Genomic DNA, 22,215 nt, shown 5'->3' with positions numbered 1-22,215 from the left:
GGTCTTTTGTTGTGGGAAAAGGCCTTTTTTTTCTGGGAATTAACCTTACCATTTATCCTTTATTTACATAATATAAAGAGAAATAAAGGGAGGATTCACATAATGGTAAAGAAGTGTAAAGTGAGACGAATAGAATCACCAGGGAGAATATTAATGGTTCATCCAGGGCAACTAGAGCATCTAGGTGTAAGGAATCTTAAAAAGATTAATTTGCGTTTCGGAACAGAGGTATGTGATGTCGATATCTTGTATTCAAATGATATCAAAAAAAATGAATTGCATCTAACAAACAAAGTAATTGAGCTATTATGTTTGCCCCTTTTTCCTCTTTATGACCTAACTGTTAAAGAAAGTGAATTAATAATTGGGCCTGTAATTGGAATTGCAGCAACCAAGGAAAAAAAAGATTTAGATGAAAAAATAGTAAAGTTAGGAAGGTATGTACGAAACTATAAGAAAATACGAGGCGTCATTATTGCCTTTTCAAGCGAAGGAATTAACAAAGATCAGAGAACGGTTGAAGGCTATGCTTACCATCACCGTAAAAACGAATGGATAAAAGGAACTTATCCAATTCCTTCAGCTGTATTTAGAAATTCATTAATGCCCCATGACTGTTTAATTTATTTGAATTCTCTGATTGGAGATAAGGTCTTTAATGCCCAGCGCTTCGATAAATGGCAAATGTATGACTGGTTAAAAGATTTTCCCCGAATAAAGCCGTACCTTCCAGAAACGAAATTATTTGAAACTGCTAAAGACGTTGAAAGGTTTATCGATAAATACTGTGCAATATACGTCAAACCAGTTAAAGGAATGCAAGGAAAACGTGTTGCCAAGTTTGAAAAAAAAGAACAGGAAACTATAGTAACCTCTATTATCAAAGGTGAAAAAGAAGTATACCATTTTCAAAGTCAACAAGAAGTAAGAGACTTTCTAAAGAAGAACTTTTCTCCTAGCAGGTATATTGTTCAACAACCCCTCAATTTACAATTAAAACCACAGACAGTTATGGATTTTCGGGTTATTTTAATAAAAGACGAAACGAGCGAATGGAAAAATTTTGGTACTGTTAGCAGGAGTGGTCAAATCGGAAATATTGTTAGTAACCGACATCGTGGTGGGCAAGTACAAATGGCTGAACAAACATTATTGGAATTATTTAATGATGCAAAAACAGTCAGATTGTTTCTTCAGAAAATGTCTGATCTAGCCATTGAGACTGCAAAAGCAATAGAAGAATGTGGCATGCACTTCGGAAAACTGGGCATTGATATCGGACTAGATGAAAATCAAAAGATTTGGCTTATTGAAATCAATCATCGTAATCCAAATGATTTCGTTGCAAGCTTTGGAGGAAACAAAAAAATAGTAAATCAAATTAGGCTGGCAAATATGTTATACGCAAAAAAACTTGCTGGTTTTAGCGAGTAAATAGGAATTTTGACTATTACAATAGTTAGAAGGTGAGAAATATGACATTAATCGGCATGATGCATTACCGATATCACCCAAAAGACGTCAAAAAAGCTTATGCATGTGCTGCTGTAGCTAAATTAGAAGGGGAGGAATTTTTTTATTTTTCACCTGGTGCAGTCGATATTGATGATAAAAGCATTATGGGATGGCTTTATGAGTCAGGAGAATGGGTGCAAAGGAAGATGCCTTTTCCCGATGTTATTTATAATGCAGGAGGCGCAAAGAAGCAGGCTCAAAAAGAGGTTTATCGAACGTTAAAATCAATGATCCCATTTACAAGTTTTTCAGTAGGTACAAAAATAAATGTCTATCAAAAAATCCAAAAGGGTAAAGAATTTGCTGAGTTCCTTATTCCATTTAAAAAAATTGAGAGTTATTCTTCCATTATTGCGTTTATGAATACACATAAAAAAGTTGTTATTAAGCCCTCTACGGGAAGCAAAGGACGAGGTGTTTACTTCTTAGAACGAACTAAAGACAACTACGTTTTGCATGACGGACAGATTGAAAAAAAAGTAAATGAAGCAGAGTTAAGGCAATTTTATGACGAACATATAAAAGCGAATATATATATCATTCAAAAATTTATTTTGTGTAAAACGAAATCTGGATTACTATATGATTTTAGGATGCATGTACAAAAGAATGGTTTGGGTGAATGGGTGATTAATAAAATTTACCCACGACTGGCTGGTGGTAATAAGCAGATAAATAATATTAGCAGCGGTGGATTCCGGGGAGAATTAGAATCTTTTTTGAAAGATGAATTTCAGGAAAGTTATTTTGATATACAACAACTTTTGTACCGATTTGCATTGATGTTCTCACAGCATTTTGAAAGCTTGTACAAAGTAAACTTTGATGAACTAGGGATTGATGTTGCTCTAGATAATGAACAAAAGCTTTGGATTTATGAAGTGAACTGGCGCCCAGGCAGTAAAACTCGTGAACTGGATTTCGCGAAGTATCTTATTCCCTATGCAGTTTATATTGCGAAAAATCATTAAAAGACTTGAAAAAAATCGCATTTAGAACTTATACTAAATGCGATTTTTTATGTTTTTATTAACAATTTTCTTCCATTTACTTTTTATCTAGTAAATATTTTGCATAACCGATAGGGTTGGAGTGTTTTGCTTTCCACTCTAAATATCGTTTTCCTTTATAGCGAACATTCCCATATCGGCCGCGAAAATTACTTTCGATAAATAAGGGCTTTCCCTCTTTGTTAACAGCTAAATCAAGAGCTATATCGGCAATGTGGTGTGTGTATTTTTCCAAATGTCTTGCGATTGATAACGATAACGATGAAACATTGTCAAATACCTGTTTATCATCTAAATATGGATGTGATTTAAATACACGGTCAAAGCTTAAAGAACTCCCACCTTGACTTATATTCGTCACGAACCTGTCTTTATTAGGTGCTACTTTACAGAGAATGCCGGCAACAACCCAATTTGCTGTTTCGTTTTTCTGTACAACTACCCGTAAATCAAAAGGACGTTCTTGGTAGGTTGCAAGAGCAATTTGTTCTTGGATAATATACTGTTTTTTTGTAAGAGCATGATGTAAGATATCAGGGAGGTGATCTGTAAACGTAATGTTATTCCACTTTCTTCTTGCTACAGGGAAGTCTAGTTTCCAGCCTTCTTTGCCTTCTAGTTTCATTAATTTCATAATTCCTCCCCCTAAACTTCCGGAGGCTGGCTTTAGGATTAATTTTGAGTGCTTTGCCATCATTGTCCGTAAATTTTGTACAGACCCTAACAGTGTAGAGGGAAGATGTGGGGCTAGATTTGAATTCTCACTTATGATTTTATGCATCTTATATTTATTTTGACTAATTCCTTTTGTATTAAAGACGTCAATATTATTTTGATGTAAAAATGCTACTTGTTTTTTAGTCAAAAAACTTCTACTATAGATTACTTTTGGGATGGAAATCGTTTTTAATTCATAGCTACTGCCATTTTTTATAAAGCCTTCGATGTGGTGTTGTCCGGGTTTAATATTCCTTACACGTATAAAAACCGGAATAACATTGTATTTTTCGCCTGCTTCTTGATAAGCGGAAACATTAATTTGTTTGTTTCCTTTTGCTAAAACATTATAAATACCATCGGGTAAAATAACTCCAACATATTCTTTCTCCATTTTCTCAACTCCCAAATTTAAGTTTCCTATCTATAACTATTTGAAGAAAGTATTTGCTGTGTAGGCATAGCGGATATTATTTTCTAAGTCATTAGAAAGAATTGAAAAGCACCCTATCTATTAAAATAGGGAGCTAACAAAGCGTTCACGTTGTTTTTAATTTCTTTATTAATGGCTTGAACGACTCCCTCATCGAGGTTTTTACTAAAACGATAAAATTTTCATCAATTAAATCTGTGATGGCAGTTAAGACATCGGCTTCGTTATAACATTCAAAGACATTTTCTTGTTTCATGCCTGCTTTTTTGGCTTTTTGAGCAATAATGGAGGCCGTTTGGCCAATTGTTAGTAAATAGTCTACTTGGTTGTCTACAACCATTTGTCCGATTTTTTTGTGTTCATTTTTTTCTTCAATTCCCAGCTCAGTTATTTGTCCTAGTATGGCAACTGTTTTTTTACCGTCAGCTTTCTTAGTTAATACTTTTAATGCAGCTTCAACAGAGGAAGAGTTCGTATTCCATGTATCATCGATAATGGTAGCACTACGCATTCCTGTTGAAAATTCAAGATGCCGTTTCATAGGAACAAATGACTTTAATCGCTTAATCGCCTGTGCCGGTTCTATCCCATGGAAGGTAACCACTGCTAATGCAGCAAGCGCATTATACACATTGTGTATACCAAAACCGGGTACATACACATGATAGTTAGAATCCTGGTAATGTAAGACGAATTTCATACCGTTTTTAGCATATTGAATATCTGTAGCTTGATAATCAGCTTTATTTTTATGGCCAAAAAACAAAACCTTATTTTTAATATGGGATAGATCAATTTTCTTTGTATTTTTACAGTCTGCATTTAAAATTACGGCATTTTTTTTTCCGATCCCTTGGAGAATTTTCGTCTTTTCTCTAATATAATCTTCCTTTGATTTATACCTAACAATATGATCTGTACCAATTGTGGTGATGACAGCAGTAAATGGACCGAAATGTTCTCCACAGCGTCTTAAATGCCCTCTGTGTCCGACTCCAAATTCAAATATACCAAAATCTGTTTGTTCGTCAAAGCTGGAAAGAACGGCTGCATTTGAGCGAAATAAATTAAAATTTTTTTTTGTTGATTTTACGTTATGGTTTTCTGAAAAGATATGAGTAATCATTTCTTTTGTAGTTGTTTTACCTGAAGATCCCGTAATCGCAATTACTGGGATGGAAAATAGGTTTCTATAATAGGAAAGAAACCGTTCAAAGGCTTGTTTAATCTGCTTCACCATAACGATCGTGATTCCACCATTAAAATACTCGGCATATTCAACTCGATCTATCACAATTGTGCAAGGAGGAAATGAGCTGTTTTTTAACACCTCAGAAATTTCACTTTTTTTTAAAAAAAATAATATTCCATTTTTCTCAACCTTTTTTGTACGAGTAATGACTCTATTGATGAACGGATTTTCATCTCCTTTTATGACCTTACCTTGGAGAATGGGGAGGATATCTTGTAAATATAGAGGTTTCAACTGGAAACTCCTTTCATACTTCTTTTCTTTTTACTATATGTAGTAACAACCACTGGGTGCCGTTATAAGGGGCCAAAATCATTTTAGGTTGTAATATTTTGATAAATATTTTGATAAATTATTGAGTTTTGGAAAAGATAAAAACGAAAAATCTGAAAAAGGAGATAAAAAATGAAAAAGAATTATTTGATTGGGGTCATCTTGTTATTTGTTTTTAGTTGGTTGGTAGCATGTAATGGTGAGAATAACGCGATGGAACAAACAGAAGTTCCAGGTCAGATTTCAAGTGATTTTACAACAGCATCAAGTGAGGAATTTCCTCATACTAAAGCTAAATTGATAGAACACGCGAAGTATGATTATGATGTTCAAACATCAGTTCAATTGTCGAGAGAAGAAATTGCTCGTATCCTGCCAGGGAATGTATCTGAACATTTACCTGAAAATGTAAATCAGTTAACGCCAGAAGATATTTCAAGATTGTTACCTGAAGGAACAACAAGGTTAACACCTGAGGAAATTACTGAGAGGTTAAAAGTAGAGGCTCCAGAACAAAGAGAATCTCCTCAGCAAGAGCAGCCAGCAGAACAACCAGCGCCAGCACCAGAAGAGGACGAAGCACCCCAACAAGAAACAGAACAAGGGGACGCGGAAGGAATTAGTGAATTAGAGGCCAAAGTGATTGAATTAACAAATGCAGAAAGAAGAAATAATGGATTATCTGATTTACAATCAGATGCTTCATTGAGTAACGTTGCAAGAGAAAAATCCAAAGATATGCAACAAAATAATTATTTTTCACATACGAGTCCGACCTATGGTTCACCATTTGATATGATTAGGGACTTCGATATATCGTATAACTCTGCGGCTGAAAATATTGCTCAAGGCCAACGGACGGCAGAAGAGGTTGTTCAACAATGGATGAACAGTGAAGGGCATCGAGCCAATATACTAAATGGTGATTATACTCATATTGGTGTTGGGTATAACGAAAAAGGCCACTATTGGACACAAATGTTTATAAGTAAATAAATTTTTAAAACAAAAGAGCAACTATACATGAGTAAGTTGCTCTTTCGTTCTTGTTCAAGGATTCTTTGCATCTAGTATCATGTTTAATAAATGCAATCGGTTGCTATCATTAACATGGTGAAGTGTTCGATTAATAAATCGGTCTGAATCAACACGATGAACAAATACCAAGTTTTCTTCTGGCACGATATCAATGGATTGTCCGTACCTGCCTATGGCAGAATATAAGCCCAGCTCTTCAAAGTGACCAGTATCGGCAACCCACCACATATAACCATACCCATATTCTTTAGAGTTGGGAACAGGAGTATGTACAGAAGTACTCCTATTTATCCAATCCATTGGAACGATTTGCTGGCCGGCCCATTGTCCATTTTGTAAATATAATTGACCGAATCTTGCCATATCTCTGGCGGACATTCGAAACAAATACGATGGATGCATGGTTCGGTTTAACTCATACTTATAGTACGAATCTTCAAGGACATAATCTTCCATTCCAATAGGGACAGCGATTCTCTCATAAAACTCTAAAAAGATATCAGAGCCAGTCCTGTCGTTAAAAACCGTCCCTAACACATTGAAATCCCAGTTATTGTAATGGAAGTATGTACCGGGGATATGGCTGTCACGTTCAGGCCGGTTCCATTTCATCAATATAGATTCTTCCCCTGCTCTTAGGAAAATACCTGAACGTGATGTGAGTAGGTCTTCAACTCTTGCTTCTTTTTCTAACACAGAAAGGGGAAGGTTATCTGATACTTCTAACTCCTCTAATGTCTTATCTAGTTGTATACCACTTTCTTCTTCGTGAATTCCATATAGAGCACTTAAGAAACTCTTTCTTACTGAATGAACATTACTTTTTTTTGCTGTATCTCCCCATTCAAATAAGACTTTTCCATCGTACACTACCATAGCAGCAGTTGACCCTAATGAATCGTAAAATCTTTTTGCTTCGTTTAACTTTTTGGGCGACCAGCCAGCTTCTTCAATATTTTCGTGTCTTGCCCACGTTGATTCAGTCTGGGGAGCAGAATTTTTACAGCTTATTAGAAAGAGGGCTAATATATTAACGATACCAGCTAACATAAACAGCTTTCTCTTTTTCTTTTTATTCATTGCGATTCACCCTATTTGTAATGTTTTTAGATTATTTGCAGAAAATATCAAACGTTATTTAGAGTCTGCATACATTGATTTAGATTTGATAGTAAATAAAGAATTATTTTGTATGTCTACTTTTCCAACGATGTATTTCCCGAATGTAAAATGATTTAGATAATAAATGGTTAAAATGGAAGCTAAGGTACTTCCAGCAAACAGTACCAAAATTGTGACCACTCCAAGGTCGAATGAAAACAAAGCAAACAACACAATTAAAACGGAAAGGTAACAAGTATGAAGCAAATAAATTCCGTACGAGTATTTATTAATGACTAACAAAAACAATGGAATGGTTTTCATTTTCTGACCAAAGTAAAGCACAAATGCAATAACACTCATTGTATGAAATAAAATATCAATCCTTTTTGAACTATGGATTGTAAGCAGTCCGCTATGATAAAAGTACAAGAGCAGAATGCCTGTAAGAAAAGGTGCCAAAATGACTATTTTTTTGTACTTTGTAATCAAATTTGTAAAAGATTGATAATTACGGCCGGTATAATAGGCTAAAGCAAAATAAAAAATCCAGCCAGGAAAGGGAATCCAATAAAACCGTTCCCAAACATATTCACTGATTACACCATCAATAGGGGTCGTGAAATTAAAAATCACTAAATAGGCTGCATTTAGGAGTAACGAATAAAAAATGACTTTACTAGGGGCAGCCCGGTCCAGCCAATTTTTACATAGAACAAATAATATATAAAATTGGAAAATAATTAAAACAAAGTAGGCATGAAAATCACCAATGAAGATATTTAACAGTACTTTGACAGCAAATTCTTCGACAGACAATAAGCTATATGGGAGAGCATACAGGATTGCCATAAAGAAATAAGGAATCAAAATAAACTTTAACCTTTTATAGAGAAAGTCTTTGGGAATGTTGGCCTTCTCTTTATAACTATAGCCTAAAATAAAAGCAGTAATAAAAATAAACGTAGGCGTACCATAGTATAAAAAGACATTAATTGAATCTAATAAGATCTTACTGTATCTCGGAAGGTCAGATAAAAAGCTGATAAACTCCATACCCCATGCAATAGAATGAAGAAGCACTATACTTAAGCAAGCAATACTTCTTAAAAAAGATATTTCATGCACATGTTTTTTCTCCATTTTTATCAACAGCTTTCCGTTTATTTTTCCCCTTAGATGACAGACCTACACTTTGCTTATACTTTTCATTGATTAAAAGAATAGTTATTCGAGATTATTATTTTTTAATCGAATTTATTCTCTTCTATAAGAGTAAATTGCTATATGTATTTCTCCCCAATGATAAGAAGATGTAAAGTCGATGTCAAGAAAAGTACCAAACTGTGACTAGTTGATCGTTTGATCTTCTCATAAGCTTGAACCATCTGACTGAATAATCCATATAGTAAGTAAGAAACATAGCTTAGTTGATGTTCAGTTTACCAGGAAAAGTAGGTGAGAGGGCGTGTATCTCAGAAGGGTTGAGACTGAATTAGATAACCATATCTTTGTAAATAAAAAAACAATGGAAAATACGGAATGCCCAGAAGGTGAGATCATATTCAGTTTTGGTTCGTGGAATGAAAAGGTAAAACTTATTTATTCAGATCATTTAGATGAAAATGTTATGGAAATTCCAAAGAGTTTTATGAATTCAATAACGTTACCTGAAAATATCGATTTCAAATGGTATGTAAAAGATAATCAGTTAGTTATAGGTCCCTTTATCGGGATTGTTCGATATCGTGATAGAAGCAAAATTACATTTAGACATTTAAATACTCTTCGAGCGTATTTAAAAGATTATGAGAACATTGGTGGGTTAGTTATTGTTATTCCACTATCTGAAATCAACAAAAATAAAAATCGAATAAAAGCTTATTATTACAATCCACATAACAAAAGGGATGATAAATGGAAACTTGGTACGTTTCCATATCCAAATGCAGTTTATAACCGCCCTTTTTTAACGATGGGGAGTAAATATCACGAACTTGTTCAGATTATTGGCCACAAATGTTTTAATAAAGGCAAAATTGGCAAGTGGGAATTTTACCGTTGGATGTCCCAAGACCCCCAAACGAAACAACTAGTTCCCTATACGGAAAAACTTGAATCGTTTGAGCAGGTCTCCTCACTCTTAAATAAGTATGACAACCTTTATCTAAAGAAAAGGTACGGTGCTCAAGGAAATGGGATTTTGCAAGTTTGCAAGAAAGAGGGCTGCTATGAAGTGACAGATACAAATAGAGTGAAACAAACCTTCGAATCGAAAAATGATCTTGAGCAGTATCTAGGAATTATATTGAAAAGGAGAAGATATATCGTTCAACAAGGGGTGCCTTTTTCAAAAGAGGGTAGGCATGTTGACTTTCGTGCTTATTTGCAAAAGGATGAAAGTAAAGAATGGAAAGTATCAGCCAATATAGCTAGGGTAGCAAAGCCTGGGAATATTGCTACAAACATAAGGTTCAGTGAAGGCATATTAAAAGGGAAAGACGCTTTAAAGGCTATTTATGAACTTGATGAAGAAATGGTTTCAGGAATGGAAAAGAAAATTAATGATACATGCAAATTAGTTGGAAGGTCCCTGGATTTGCACGCTGGGCATTATGGTGATATAGCTTTAGATTTTGTTCTTGATCGCGATGGGAATTTTTATTTTCTAGAAGCCAATACGATGTATGGAACAAAGAGTTTCCGGAAATTAAACGATAAAGAGTTGCGAAATAAAGTTTTACAAACACCTATGAGTTATGCAAAAGCATTAGCCGGATTTTCCGACCGGTAGTTTAATAACTGTTTGGGTTTCCTTAACAGTTTCTTTTTTAATTTCTTATAACTGTCTAGTCCGTCAGATGAGGCCTCTTCATACAATAAACGAACAAAATAATATCACTAAGAAAGGTAGAAATGTATATGGAAACTAACTACATTGGTGTATTGGTTGCAGATAGTGTATATAGGGGCATCCCAAAAGGGCGGACAAAATTTGAGAACCTGCATTATTATGAGGAAGCAGGCGAGATATATAATGTCACGCCCTGTTACTTTCGTTTAAGAGATATTTTACCAGGGCAAAAATACATTAAAGCCTATGTGAAAATCAATAACAGCTTTAAGAGAAAGGAGATCCCCACGCCGAAAGTCATTCATAACCGTGCAACTTGTTTTCCTAAAAAAGCAGATGCCAAGTTGAAAAGTCTACTAGCAGATGGAAAGATTATTTATAACCAAGCAAGATATAGTAAATTAGATATTCATCAAAGGTTAGTGAAAAGTGATGCGCTAAAACCGTTTATCCCGGAAACCTTGCCAGCGACGGAAAAGAATATCTTTAAGATGCTAGAAAAACACAAGACGGCCGTTATCAAACCAAGTGTTGGAAGCCTTGGGAATGGTATTTTAAAGGTTGAACAACAAAAGAACAAAAATATTCTTGCTTATGTAGATAAGAGAAATCGAGCTTTAAAAGAGGTTTCATTTTCCGAGCAAATACCCGGTCTGATAGCAGATACACTTGCAAAAAAAACATGCATTGTTCAGGAGCGTATACCTCTTGCAACGTTTAAAGGAAGACCTTTTGATATTCGCGTATCTGTACAACGTGATCAAACAGGAGAATGGCAGATTACTGGAATGGCCGGGAAATTAGCTAAAGCGGGGTTATTTGTAACAAATGCTGGAAGTGGAGGATCTATTGTACTTGTTGATACGCTATTAAAACAGTTTCCAGCAATTGATGACATTAAGAACAAAATCGAAACACTAGCATTCATGATTGCACATGAACTTGATAAGAGCATCCCGTATTTAGCCGATATAGGATTAGATATTGGGATTACCCCACAAGGTGAACCGAAATTTATTGAGTGTAATGGAAGAGATTTACGGCTTTCTTTTAAATATGCCAAAATGTTTCGTGAATGGAAAGCCGCACACGCAAATCCGATTGGCTACGGGAGATATTTATTCGAGCAATAATAGTAATAAGGGTGTTCTGATCACAAAGGATGTTTTGACTTTGGGGTTAGGGCACCCTTATACGTAATTAGCGAGGCTATGTCGTAAAAAGGGTAACTGATTATATTATCTACTTTTTGCTACGGGTTACCGACAGAACAAATAGTGAAAATCGTTATTTGTATTTACTCACCGCAACATGACCCATCTCATAAAAAGAATAGATTTGTACCTATTTTTCTAAACATATCCGTCACCGTACAATCACACTCCCGATATTTTTCATCTACTGTAAATAAAGCTGGATAAGAACTTGATAAAAAAAATAGTTAGAAGCCTAGGCAGTTTTAAAGGAGGAAATGTATTGAGCAAAACTTTAGCAAGATTACTCAGAAGAAATTATCATCTGCAATTGGTTAACGCAGAAGCCATTGTGAAGAAACCCGATCGGTCAGTTTGGAAAGTCATGACGGATAAAGGGACATTTTGCTTAAAGTTTTTTAAATTTGCCAAAAAGGCAGCTAGAGTGGCCAGTGTGCAAAACTTCCTTTTTACAAATAAAGGTCCAGTTACCAAAGTAATACCGACAGTAAATAAAAAATTATTTGTACGTTATAACAAAATGAGAGGTTGTACGCTGACTGAATGGATAGATGGTGATTATGCAGGGTGTGAAGACGAAGAGGTTCTGATGAAAATGGTGGATACATTAGCACAATTTCATCAAGTATCGAAACAATTTTTTCGCTCAGCACCTTGTAAAGTACATTACGAAATGAGCCCAAATAGGTATTCGATACGGTTTGAGAGATTAAATACAATAAAATCATTTATGGAAGAAAGACATACTGAGCCTTTTGCCAAAGTATTTTTACAACATTTTCCTACTCTCGTAAAACGAGCTAAATGGGTGAGGGACAATATTGAGAAGGCAGGCTTCCATGAAGTGAGACGAAAATACGAGTCAGAACCTGTACTGATTCATGGTGATTATGCAATGCAGAACTTAGTTTTACATGGTAACAATCAGTTAACGGTTATCGATCTTGATTCTGTAAGGGCAGGTTTGCCAATCTGGGACTTATCAAGAATTATGTATTGTTCTGACAACTATTTGCAAAATTGGTCAGAGGAGCGCTTTTCAAAAATGCTTAAAGCGTATGAAGATACGTTGCAGCTAAGCGAAAAAGAGAAAGAAATACTGGTATTTGATCAGATCTTTCCATATCATGCGATTAGTTTAAGTCGTGAATTTTATAAAGGAAGGAAGAAGAGTACCTTATTAGAAGAATTTGAGCGGTGCATCAAAATTGATGAAGATAGAGTAAAAAGCTTTAATGTTTCACTAGATAAATAAGAAATGCCGTTGTAAGAGAGGAGGGTATGCAATGAAAAGAAACATAGCAAGAATACTAAAAAAACATTATGGGTTGGACCTCGTTAAAGCTGTTCTTATAAGCAATAAATCAAATCGATTATTATGGAAAGTTACGACTAATACAGGTTCTTATGCGGTGAAGTTCTTTCATAACCACTATTCCAGAAGAACAGAAAATATTTCAAGTGCCCAAAGTTATCTATATAACAATAATGGACCTGTAATAGAAGTAATTCCAACGATAGAAAATAATTTATTTGCTCGTATAAACAAACGATCAGCATGTATCTTGTTTCCATGGATTAATGGCGCTAGACCAACTTACGATGACAGAGAAATAATAACAAAGATCGTAGAGGTGCTTGCAGATTACCACTGTGCGTCAAAGGGATTCATTCAGTCAACATCCAATAAGGTATCGTTTCACTTGATTCCTGATCGATATTCTTTTTTATACCGTAAGCTAAAGCAACTAAGGAAATGGTCAGAGCAAGATCAACATGATCCATTTGCTAAAAGCTTTATAGAACATTATCCCTTTCTAAAAAAGAGAGCTAAATGGACAAAATCTAATATATATAATGCCGGATTTAATGAGGTCGTCCAACAGTATCAAACGGATCCTTTGCTAATACATGGAGATTATGCAAACCATAACCTTTTACTACAAAATGACGGGCAGTTAAAAGTAATTGATCTTGATTATGTCAGAGGAGGACTGCCAGTCTGGGACCTTTCAAGAATGATTTATTATACGGATCATGATCTGCACAATTGGTCAGAAGAGCGCTATAAAGATATCGTTGAAACCTATGATACTAAACTAAAGCTTAAAGAGAAAGAGAAGGATATTCTTCTAGTTGATCAAGTCTTTCCATATCAAGCGGTTAGTTTAGGAATTGATTATTTTAGTGGGAAGAAGAAAGATACATTTTTAGAAGAGTTTCAACGTTGCATGAAAATAGATCAGGATAAGCTAAAAAGCTTTCATGTACTGTTAAAAGACTGACTTTAGAAATAGGCATAATAATATATATCAAGGAAAAGCTCACTTAGCATTTTCGACAAAGTTAGTTACAGCTTGGGTTCAATTATTAAAAGAGCTCATTTGCACGATCGCACAAGCATTTTTCCTTAATCCATCATTTACTAGTAGAAATTCGCACTACAAGGAGAAGTTCAGTATGGAACGTTTAAATATAAACCCGCAGTGCAGTTTGGTAAAACTAGATGTCTTCATTCCGGTAATTGAAAAAGATCTTCAAACCCTTCCATATGTAATTAGTTTTATTAGAAAAAACCTTCTTCATCCGATTGGCGATATTTTTATTGTCGCTCCCAATAGCAAGGATATAAAAGAAGTATGTGAAAGGAAAAACTGTAAATTCGTTGATGAAAATACAGTGTTACCAATTACAAAGCAAGACATTGATTACCGTGTTAAGAACTGGGATGGGTCAGGTTGGGTGTTTCAGCAGTTATTGAAACTTAGTGCAGACGGGTTAGGTCGAGAGGGTTATTGTTTAATTATGGATGCGGATACTTTGCTTCTTCGTCCTCATCTATTTTTATATAATAAAAAGCCAATCTTTTATTGCAGAGATTGGAGCAATGATCAATATTTTACGACGTATGAAAAACTTCTAGGTCAGAAAGCAGAAAGTCCTTTATCTTTTGTAACGCATTATATGTTATTCGAAAAAAAGAAGCTTTATTCGTTAAAAAAGAAGATTGAATCAATTCACGGGACGAATTGGTATACTGCTATTTTAAAACAAAAGAATAAATCGATTCGGTATTATTTCTCAGAGTATGAAACTTACGGTAATTTTCTTTACTCTAGAGAACGTGAATCCATTTACTATCAACCGGCACTAAATAAAAGAGTGCGTTTAAAGAAGATAACTAGATCAAAACTAAACCAGCTCTCGAAAAAATATAATTCTGTTTCATTACACAAAAGAAAATGGTATTTGAAGTAGATTTTAGGAGGTGCTTTTAAATTAGTACTCCATATCAAGTAGTTTGGAAAGGACCAATTTTTAATTTAACTGGATTAGGTTATGCAAGTAGGGAGTATCTTTTCGCTTTAGAAAGAAAAGGGGTTGATGTAAAGGCAGAATCAAAGATAAAAGAAATAAAAGAGATAAATAGCAGCGATCAAAATCGATTAAGACAACTAGTGAGCAAACCAGTCGTATCAGAGAAAATAAAAGTATTAATCTATCATTATTCACCAACTAAGATCAATTTTGAGAAGGAACGAAAAAAATATCAATATATCATCTTAAATACAGTTTGGGAAGCGAGTGTAGTTCCTAAGTCATGGTTGCCAAATTTAAATAAATTTGATGCTGTATTCGTTCCTTCTTCACACAATAAGAGAGCATTGATTGAAAGTGGCGTAACTATTCCAGTATTTATTGTACCACATGGTATTCATCTTGATAAATTTTCTCCTGAAAATAAGCAGCTCTCGGTTGAAAAAGCAAAAAATAAGTTTGTATTTGTTTCCGTATTTGGTTTCCAACATCGGAAAAACCCTGAAACCTTATTAAGGGCCTATTGGGAAGAATTCACCACAGATGATCAAGTAATTCTAATCATTAAAACAAACGGCTATGGATATCAAAAAAAGAAGGGTTGGATTAAGCGAAGGATACAGAATTTTAAAAAAAGTTTAGCGTTGAATCATAAAAAAGCCCCACTAATACTTTATACAAGTCCTGTTTCGGAGGAAAGGATAAAAAGATTATATAGCTTAGCTGATGTATTTGTCCTCCCAACGAGAGGGGAAGGAGTAGGTTTGCCGTTTCTTGAGGCGATGGGGAGTGGAACTCCTGTTATTACAACAGGGTGGGGAGGTCAAATGGATTTTTTAAATCAGTATAATTGCTTTTTATTAAACTATCAATTGCAGCAACCTTTAAAAAGCATGAATGAGAGAACTTGTATAGCGTATAAGTTCAAACAATTATTTAGTGATAAGAGAATGCTATGGGCAGAACCTGACCTTCCACAGTTGAAAAAAACGATGAGGTTTGCCTATGAAAATCCTATTCTATGCAACCAGAAAGGACGTCAAGGAAGAGAGGATGTAGCCAAACTTTCTTGGGATTCTGTTGGCGACAAATTACAAGAAGCGATAGAAAGGGTGATAAACTAACATGAAAATCGTTTTACTTGCAGGAGGCTCTGGAAAAAGACTATGGCCATTGTCAAATGATATAAGGTCGAAAATATTTCTAAAGCTATTACCAACAGAAGATGGTGGGAGGGAATCAATGCTGCAAAGAGTTTGCAGACAATTGGATAGCGTCGGCCTTCTTCATTCCACGTATATCGTAACTAGTCAAAACCAAGAAGAGCTTATTAGAAGCCAAGTAGGGAGTGATATTACGATTATTAGTGAACCAGCTAAAAGGGGAACTTTTCATGCTGTTTCGTTAGCCGCTAATTATTTACACAAAAAAGAAAAAGTAAAAGGAAAAGAAACAGTTTGTGTATTACCTGTAGATCCTTACGTCGAAGAAGACTTTTTTCGTCTATTCCATCAATTCCCAAAAGCATTAAAACAGTCCAAAGCAGATATTGCCTTAATAGGTGCGCGACCTAATTCACCTTCAGACCAATATGGTTATATTATACCTCAAGAAAAAAGCAACAAACATTATCAAATGGTAGATCGTTTTGTTGAGAAACCAAAGCTTCAGTTAGCAAAGGAATTAATCGAACAACAAGCGTTATGGAATTGTGGTGTCTTTGCGTTTAAATTATCATTTATGACCAACTATTTAAAAGATTGTGGACTTCCTAGTAAATATGATGAATTTGTCAAAAAATATGAGGAGTTTACTGAACTTAGCTTTGATCAGGAAGTGGTCGAAAAAAGAAAGCGTGTAATCGTGATTCCTCATCAAGGTATATGGACAGATTTAGGGAGTTGGAAAACGTTTACTAGTTACATTGATCATGTAATCGGTTCTGGAACCATTGAAGGAGATTCAGAAAATACGCATTTAGTTAATGAAATAGCTTATCCAATTAATATCATAGATATTCCAGATATTATAGTAGCTGCAAGCCCTGAAGGAATACTTGTAGCAAACAAAGAAACTTCATCCAAAATTAAAGAATTAAACCCTAATAAAGGTAGAAGACCAATGTATGAAGAAAAAAGGTGGGGCGAATATCAAGTTCTTGACCTTTCTCATTCAGAGAGCGAGTTGAAGTCATTAACTAAACGCATATCTATTCAGCCTAATAAAAATATCAGCTATCAAGCTCATGATAAGCGAGCCGAAGTGTGGATTATCATTTCAGGTATGGGAGAATTCATTTTAGACGATCGTTTGTATTCTGTGAAAACAGGAGATGTGCTTCAAATTCCTAGAAAATCTAAGCATGCTGTAAAGGCAATCACTCCTTTAGAATTTATTGAAGTTCAAATTGGTACTGAACTTGTTGAAGAAGATATTCAAAGAGTAACGAACGATTGGAAAGAGACAATCGATTATTGTAATATTGATCCCTCGGAAATAAAAAAATGGGGAGAGTGATTGGTCATGGGAAAAGGTAAAGTGATCATTTGTACCACCCACATTCCCTTTGTTACTGGAGGAAGCGAACTATTTACAAATCGTTTAAAAGAAGAATTTTGTGAAATTGGATACCAAACTGAAATAATTAAATTTCCCTTTTGGATTAATCGATTTAATAGAACGGTAATAAATAATTATAGTGAGCCGTGGAGGAAACTTGATCTTACTCGTTTCGCAGATGTAGTAATTCCGATTAAGTTTCCTACTTGGCAGGTGAAGCATCCTAATAAGATTGTCTATTTAAATCATCAGTTACGAGTAGCGTACGACTTATTTAACCGTTCAAATGGTATGAAAAAGACGAAAACATCAATAAGGGCACGTGAACTGGTAAGAAACATCGACTCCAATTATTTACCTCAATCGAAGAAGATTTTTGCCGTGTCCAAAAATGTCCAAAAGCGTTTAGAACGATATAATGGCTTGCAAAGTGAGGTTTTGTATCACTCTTTACCGAACGAAGGCGAATATTACCACAATGAATATGGAGATTATATTTTAAGTGCAGGCCGTTTAGCTAAAATTAAACGCAATGATCTTTTAATAAAAGCAATGGCGCATACGAAAAGTCCGGTACGATGTATGATTACTGGTCAAGGAAGCCAATATAATAGACTTGTACAACTTATTCAAAAATATAAAGTTGAAGATAAGGTGAAATTACTTGGGTGGGTCTCCTCAGCTGAGTTACTTCACCTATATGCTAATGCACTGGGTGTTTATTATGCTCCGATAGATGAGGACTTTGGTTTAGTTACCTTAGAGGCATTTCATTCATCTAAACCGGTATTAACAGCATGTGATTCGGGTGAAGTCTTAGAATTCGTCAAATCTGGTAGTAACGGTGAAATCCTTCCTCCTAATGATCCAAAAGCCTTTGCTGAAATAATTGATCAGTGGTACATGGATAAAAAGAAAGTAGAAAGTTTAGGAAAAGCAGGACTTGAAACCGTTCAACATATTAGTTGGTCCAACTGCGTGAATAAGCTTACGGAATATTTCTAAAAAAATATCACTTTGATAGATTGCAGTATAATTAATAATGCAGTGAGGCTGAAGTAAGTCTAGAAAAGACTATCCTTTAGCCTATTTTACGTGTTTGCTAGATTTTTTATGGTAGATAAACAAACAAACATTCGCTAAAATAAAGCTATATGTCTTGTCAAAAAAACAAAAACATTAAAATGATCTTAGCAGTCTTATAAATTGCTGCAACCTAATAAAATTGAGGTGTAACATGTTTAAAAAGGAATTACAACATATATTAGAGGGCTTCCGTGTAAATAAAGAATGGAATGAGAGAATTGTTCATTGGCATGAAATGGACGCAGTTGAAGCGAAAATAGTTGACTTTCCAAAGTCTTTAGATATTCGAATACAACAAGCGATGCAGCGACGTGGAATTGGTTCCCTCTATTCGCACCAAGCTGAGGCATTCAATTTCACAAGAAAGAAGGAAAATATTGTCGCAGTTACCCCTACAGCATCCGGAAAAACGCTTTGCTACAACCTTCCTGTATTGCAAGAGATCATTGAAGATGAAGAGAGTCGTGCCCTTTATTTGTTCCCAACAAAAGCATTAGCACAAGATCAAAAAAGTGATCTGAATGAAATTATAGATGAGATGGGTATTGATGTTAAATGTTTTACATATGACGGCGATACGGCTCCAAACATTAGACAAGCCGTAAGAAAAGCAGGGCATGTCGTAATTACAAACCCTGACATGCTCCATTCAGCGATTTTGTCTCATCATACTAAATGGGTTGCTTTTTTTGAAAATCTTAAGTACGTCATAATAGATGAACTCCATACATATAGAGGAGTGTTCGGAAGTCATGTGGCAAACGTGATTAGGAGACTTAAGCGTATTGCAAGCTATTATGGCAGCGATCCAATCTTTATTTGTACATCTGCAACTATCGCCAACCCAAAAGAGCTAGCAGAAGAGCTCACAGGAAAGACTATGAGCTTAATTGATCAGAATGGTGCTCCAAGAGGGAAAAAGCACTTTCTTTTTTATAATCCCCCGATTGTCAATCAAGCGTTAAATATTCGCAAAAGTGCAACGGTAGAAGTAAATGATTTAGCTAAGGAGTTTTTGCAAAATAAAATTCAAACCATCGTTTTTGCTAAAAGTCGTGTTCGGGTTGAAATTATATTAAGCCATTTGCAACATTTGACGAAAAAGTATATTGGACCTGAAACAATTCGAGGGTATCGTGGTGGATATCTGCCGAAACAAAGGCGAGAAATAGAACGTGGGTTAAGGCAAGGAGAGATTATAGGCGTTGTTAGCACGAATGCTCTAGAATTAGGTATAGATATTGGCCAACTACAAGTTTGTATTATGACTGGATATCCAGGATCAATAGCTAGTGCGTGGCAACAAGCTGGCCGTGCAGGGCGTCGCCAAAATGAGTCAGTCATTATTATGGTAGCTAGTTCAACGCCAATTGACCAATATATTGTACAACACCCTGAATATTTTTTTGATAAAAGTCCGGAAACAGCAAGGATTAATCCCGATAATTTAGTTATTCTAGTTGATCACTTAAAATGTGCAGCCTATGAGCTCCCATTTAAACGTGGAGAAAGATTTGACGGTGTTGAAATTGAAGATATCTTAGAATTTCTTACAGAGGAACAAGTTTTGCATGAGAGAGTAGGGAAATGGTATTGGATGAATGATGCCTTTCCGGCACATGGTATCAGTCTTCGTTCAGCATCACAAGAGAATGTCATTGTTATTGATCAGAGCGATGTTGCCAAACCAACTGTAATAGGAGAGATGGACCGTTTTAGCGCGATGACGCTTTTACATGACGAAGCTATTTATTTACATCAAGGAATACAATATCAAGTAGAATTTTTGGACTGGGATGAGAAGAAAGCTTTTGTTCGCGAAGTAGATGTTGAGTATTTTACTGATGCAAATTTAGCTGTGCAGCTTAAAGTATTAGAAGAAGATCAAGTTCGAAATGAAGATAAGGTAACTGTCAGCTATGGTGATGTTATGGTGAATGCAAAAGCAACAATTTTCAAGAAAATTCGTCTATCAACATTTGAAAACATAGGATCAGGACCAATTCATTTACCTGAAGAGGAGTTGCATACAAGTGCAATGTGGATGAGTTTTGCAGAACGTTTAACGAATCAATTTAAAGAAGTGTCATTTGATCAAGCTCTAACTGGCTTAGCACAATTAATCCAACAAGTAGCGCCTGTTTATGTGATGTGTGATCGCCATGATCTTCATGTTGTACCACAAATGAAAGCGGAGCACTCTGAATTGCCGACGATCTTTGTGTATGATCGTTACCCGGGAGGGATCGGGTTGGCAAAAGAAGTATATCGTCACTTACCAAAGATCTTAGATCAAGTAGATCACCTTATTTCAGCATGTCCTTGCGATCAAGGTTGCCCAGCTTGTGTAGGTGCAAGTGAAACGAATACAAAGGTAGTTGTTAAACGATTTATTCATCATCTAAAATCGGAAAAAAGAGGCGATGTTTATGATGAAAAATAAATTGCAACGAATGAAACAGCATATGGGAATTCAAAAGGGCGAAAAGCATACACCTACCAATTTGTTAGAGCCAATTAAAGAAAAGAAGATGGTTCCTTTTGAACATGAATGGCGGTCATTTCAAACAACGCCCTTTTGGTTTGAAGAACAGTATACTCTCATTAGAGAAAAACAATATCCTCTCTCCTACCAACATGGACGTTACACGTTTGCAAAGACAGCTGAGGCAGTCAATAAGTGGCAAGACCATATAGTAAATCATCCCCTTTCGACAAAAGGAAAAAAAGTTACTGATTTACTGTTTTTTGACACGGAAACGACGGGGCTTTCAGGAGGAGCTGGAAATACGATCTTTATGCTAGGTTACTGCCAAATCCAATCAGATTCTGTGAACGTTAAACAATACTTTTTACCAGGACCAGAATCTGAAGTTGCTCTATATCATTCGTTTTTGACAGATGTAGGTTCTCTAGGAAATCTTGTAACATACAACGGCAAAGCTTTTGATTGGCCTCAAGTGAAGACACGTCATACATTTGTTCGAGATCAAGTGCCAAAGCTTCCTAAATTCGGCCATTATGACCTGCTCCATGCAGCAAGACGTTTGTGGAAGAATATCCTGCCTTCATGTAAATTACCGGTTGTGGAAAAAGAAATTCTCTTATTTGAAAGAAAAGAAGATACTCCAAGTTATATGGCGCCGATGTTGTATTTTGATTTTTTACAGGATCCAGACCCTGAATATATGAAAGGGATTTTCCAACATCATGAGTGGGATGTTTTGTCTTTAATGACTTTATATACACACCTATCAATGTTGATTTTACAATGGGGTTCAGACGCAATGCTTCCCAGGGAAAAGTATGAAGTCACAAGGTGGTATGAAGCAATCGGTGAGAAGGAAATTGCAATGAAGCAATATGAATTGTTAATGGGGACCGGAACAGAGGAAGCTGAATCTAGTTTATTTGCCTATGCAATGGGCTTAAAAAGAGAAAAACAATGGGGACGAGCCTTAGAATGTTTTACATCCCTAGTTGAAACACCCTCTTATAGTTATTTTTCTACAGTAGAATGTGCAAAAATTTATGAACATCAATATAAAGATTTTGAAAAAGCTTTATATTTTACGAAAATGGCTCTGCAAGATGAATCTTTCCTTTCTAAACAAACGAAAGAGAAGGAGTATAAAATGAGAACCTATTTACAACAGCGATTTAATAGGCTAAAACAAAAGTTATCTATATAAAAAGGAGAAAGAGCAAATCAATTCATAGGGAACCACACAAATGACGATTTTTTTACAAATTCTCATCTCTTTTTATAAATCTTAAAAAAGGAATTGTCTTTAGTTGAAGAAAGATTTACAATGTAGTACGGAATTCTTTTAGGAAATGAGTGA

General features: G+C 35.2%; 17 protein-coding genes. 13 read left to right on the top strand and 4 right to left on the bottom strand.

What is annotated here, in order from left to right; translation table 11 throughout:
- The first annotated feature begins 102 nt into the window (after nt 1–102).
- Together AC1FXZ_RS05175 and AC1FXZ_RS05170 are read left to right on the top strand one after the other, a co-directional pair.
- Nucleotides 103–1,434: a YheC/YheD family endospore coat-associated protein gene (locus AC1FXZ_RS05175; RefSeq protein ID WP_480051640.1), complete on the top strand. Its 1,332-nt coding sequence runs from the start codon at nt 103–105 to the stop codon at nt 1,432–1,434.
- A gap of 41 nt (nt 1,435–1,475) precedes the next feature.
- Nucleotides 1,476–2,486, top strand: a complete 1,011-nt coding sequence (locus AC1FXZ_RS05170) for a YheC/YheD family endospore coat-associated protein (protein ID WP_480051639.1) — start codon at nt 1,476–1,478, stop codon at nt 2,484–2,486.
- A gap of 76 nt (nt 2,487–2,562) precedes the next feature.
- On the opposite strand, the gene AC1FXZ_RS05165 is transcribed toward AC1FXZ_RS05170, so the two are convergent.
- Together AC1FXZ_RS05165 and AC1FXZ_RS05160 are read right to left on the bottom strand one after the other, a co-directional pair.
- On the bottom strand, nt 2,563–3,636 hold the full coding sequence (locus AC1FXZ_RS05165; RefSeq protein ID WP_480051638.1) for a YheC/YheD family protein: 1,074 nt from the start codon (nt 3,634–3,636) through the stop codon (nt 2,563–2,565).
- A 145-nt stretch (nt 3,637–3,781) separates the two neighbouring features.
- Nucleotides 3,782–5,161, bottom strand: a complete 1,380-nt coding sequence (locus AC1FXZ_RS05160) for a UDP-N-acetylmuramoyl-tripeptide--D-alanyl-D-alanine ligase (protein ID WP_480051637.1) — start codon at nt 5,159–5,161, stop codon at nt 3,782–3,784.
- A 171-nt stretch (nt 5,162–5,332) separates the two neighbouring features.
- Between AC1FXZ_RS05160 and AC1FXZ_RS05155 the strand changes: the two genes are divergently transcribed.
- A complete protein-coding gene (locus AC1FXZ_RS05155; RefSeq protein ID WP_480051636.1) occupies nt 5,333–6,196 on the top strand; it encodes a CAP domain-containing protein in 864 nt (287 codons plus the stop codon).
- A gap of 54 nt (nt 6,197–6,250) precedes the next feature.
- Here AC1FXZ_RS05155 and AC1FXZ_RS05150 read toward each other — a convergent pair whose 3' ends face one another.
- Both AC1FXZ_RS05150 and AC1FXZ_RS05145 read right to left on the bottom strand, forming a co-directional pair.
- Nucleotides 6,251–7,318, bottom strand: a complete 1,068-nt coding sequence (locus AC1FXZ_RS05150; protein WP_480051635.1) for a serine hydrolase domain-containing protein — start codon at nt 7,316–7,318, stop codon at nt 6,251–6,253.
- Between the two features lie 54 nt (nt 7,319–7,372).
- Nucleotides 7,373–8,467, bottom strand: coding sequence for an acyltransferase family protein (locus tag AC1FXZ_RS05145; RefSeq protein WP_480051634.1), 1,095 nt, complete (start codon nt 8,465–8,467; stop codon nt 7,373–7,375).
- A 340-nt stretch (nt 8,468–8,807) separates the two neighbouring features.
- Here AC1FXZ_RS05145 and AC1FXZ_RS05140 point away from each other — a divergent pair, with 340 nt between their 5' ends.
- The 10 genes from AC1FXZ_RS05140 (at nt 8,808) to AC1FXZ_RS05095 (ending at nt 22,062) form a co-directional block, all read left to right on the top strand.
- On the top strand, nt 8,808–10,133 hold the full coding sequence (locus tag AC1FXZ_RS05140; protein ID WP_480051633.1) for a YheC/YheD family endospore coat-associated protein: 1,326 nt from the start codon (nt 8,808–8,810) through the stop codon (nt 10,131–10,133).
- 128 nt (nt 10,134–10,261) lie between these two features.
- Entirely contained in the window at nt 10,262–11,326 is a 1,065-nt protein-coding gene (locus AC1FXZ_RS05135; protein ID WP_480051632.1) for a YheC/YheD family endospore coat-associated protein, read from the top strand.
- 343 nt (nt 11,327–11,669) lie between these two features.
- Nucleotides 11,670–12,662 carry a phosphotransferase gene (locus AC1FXZ_RS05130; protein WP_480051631.1) on the top strand — a complete coding sequence of 331 codons (993 nt, stop codon included), beginning with the start codon at nt 11,670–11,672 and terminating at the stop codon, nt 12,660–12,662.
- Nucleotides 12,663–12,693: 31 nt separating this feature from the next.
- Complete coding sequence (locus AC1FXZ_RS05125; protein WP_480051630.1) at nt 12,694–13,692, top strand: phosphotransferase; 999 nt, start codon at nt 12,694–12,696, stop codon at nt 13,690–13,692.
- Between the two features lie 175 nt (nt 13,693–13,867).
- Nucleotides 13,868–14,665, top strand: a complete 798-nt coding sequence (locus AC1FXZ_RS05120) for a DUF6492 family protein (protein ID WP_480051629.1) — start codon at nt 13,868–13,870, stop codon at nt 14,663–14,665.
- A gap of 200 nt (nt 14,666–14,865) precedes the next feature.
- On the top strand, nt 14,866–15,849 hold the full coding sequence (locus AC1FXZ_RS05115) for a glycosyltransferase family 4 protein (protein ID WP_480051628.1): 984 nt from the start codon (nt 14,866–14,868) through the stop codon (nt 15,847–15,849).
- Between the two features lies 1 nt (nt 15,850).
- Entirely contained in the window at nt 15,851–17,242 is a 1,392-nt protein-coding gene (locus AC1FXZ_RS05110; RefSeq protein ID WP_480051627.1) for a sugar phosphate nucleotidyltransferase, read from the top strand.
- A gap of 6 nt (nt 17,243–17,248) precedes the next feature.
- Nucleotides 17,249–18,289 carry a glycosyltransferase family 4 protein gene (locus AC1FXZ_RS05105; RefSeq protein ID WP_480051626.1) on the top strand — a complete coding sequence of 347 codons (1,041 nt, stop codon included), beginning with the start codon at nt 17,249–17,251 and terminating at the stop codon, nt 18,287–18,289.
- A gap of 232 nt (nt 18,290–18,521) precedes the next feature.
- Nucleotides 18,522–20,813, top strand: a complete 2,292-nt coding sequence (locus tag AC1FXZ_RS05100) for a DEAD/DEAH box helicase (protein WP_480051625.1) — start codon at nt 18,522–18,524, stop codon at nt 20,811–20,813.
- On the top strand, nt 20,800–22,062 hold the full coding sequence (locus tag AC1FXZ_RS05095; protein WP_480051624.1) for a ribonuclease H-like domain-containing protein: 1,263 nt from the start codon (nt 20,800–20,802) through the stop codon (nt 22,060–22,062). Before AC1FXZ_RS05100 ends, AC1FXZ_RS05095 begins: the two co-directional genes overlap by 14 nt.
- Nucleotides 22,063–22,215 lie beyond the last annotated feature (153 nt).

Source organism: Halalkalibacter sp. HAAS-P014, assembly GCF_056619965.1.
Note: the sequence above shows the minus strand (reverse complement) of the source record. Positions and strands in the feature narration are given on the sequence as shown.

Coding starts and splice junctions, on each gene's coding strand:
- AC1FXZ_RS05175 (WP_480051640.1), top strand. CDS start 103: ATGGTAAAGAAGTGTAAAGTGAGACGAATAGAATCACCAGGGAGAATA.
- AC1FXZ_RS05170 (WP_480051639.1), top strand. CDS start 1,476: ATGACATTAATCGGCATGATGCATTACCGATATCACCCAAAAGACGTC.
- AC1FXZ_RS05165 (WP_480051638.1), bottom strand. CDS start 3,636: ATGGAGAAAGAATATGTTGGAGTTATTTTACCCGATGGTATTTATAAT.
- AC1FXZ_RS05155 (WP_480051636.1), top strand. CDS start 5,333: ATGAAAAAGAATTATTTGATTGGGGTCATCTTGTTATTTGTTTTTAGT.
- AC1FXZ_RS05150 (WP_480051635.1), bottom strand. CDS start 7,318: ATGAATAAAAAGAAAAAGAGAAAGCTGTTTATGTTAGCTGGTATCGTT.
- AC1FXZ_RS05135 (WP_480051632.1), top strand. CDS start 10,262: ATGGAAACTAACTACATTGGTGTATTGGTTGCAGATAGTGTATATAGG.
- AC1FXZ_RS05125 (WP_480051630.1), top strand. CDS start 12,694: ATGAAAAGAAACATAGCAAGAATACTAAAAAAACATTATGGGTTGGAC.
- AC1FXZ_RS05120 (WP_480051629.1), top strand. CDS start 13,868: ATGGAACGTTTAAATATAAACCCGCAGTGCAGTTTGGTAAAACTAGAT.
- AC1FXZ_RS05110 (WP_480051627.1), top strand. CDS start 15,851: ATGAAAATCGTTTTACTTGCAGGAGGCTCTGGAAAAAGACTATGGCCA.
- AC1FXZ_RS05105 (WP_480051626.1), top strand. CDS start 17,249: ATGGGAAAAGGTAAAGTGATCATTTGTACCACCCACATTCCCTTTGTT.
- AC1FXZ_RS05100 (WP_480051625.1), top strand. CDS start 18,522: ATGTTTAAAAAGGAATTACAACATATATTAGAGGGCTTCCGTGTAAAT.
- AC1FXZ_RS05095 (WP_480051624.1), top strand. CDS start 20,800: ATGATGAAAAATAAATTGCAACGAATGAAACAGCATATGGGAATTCAA.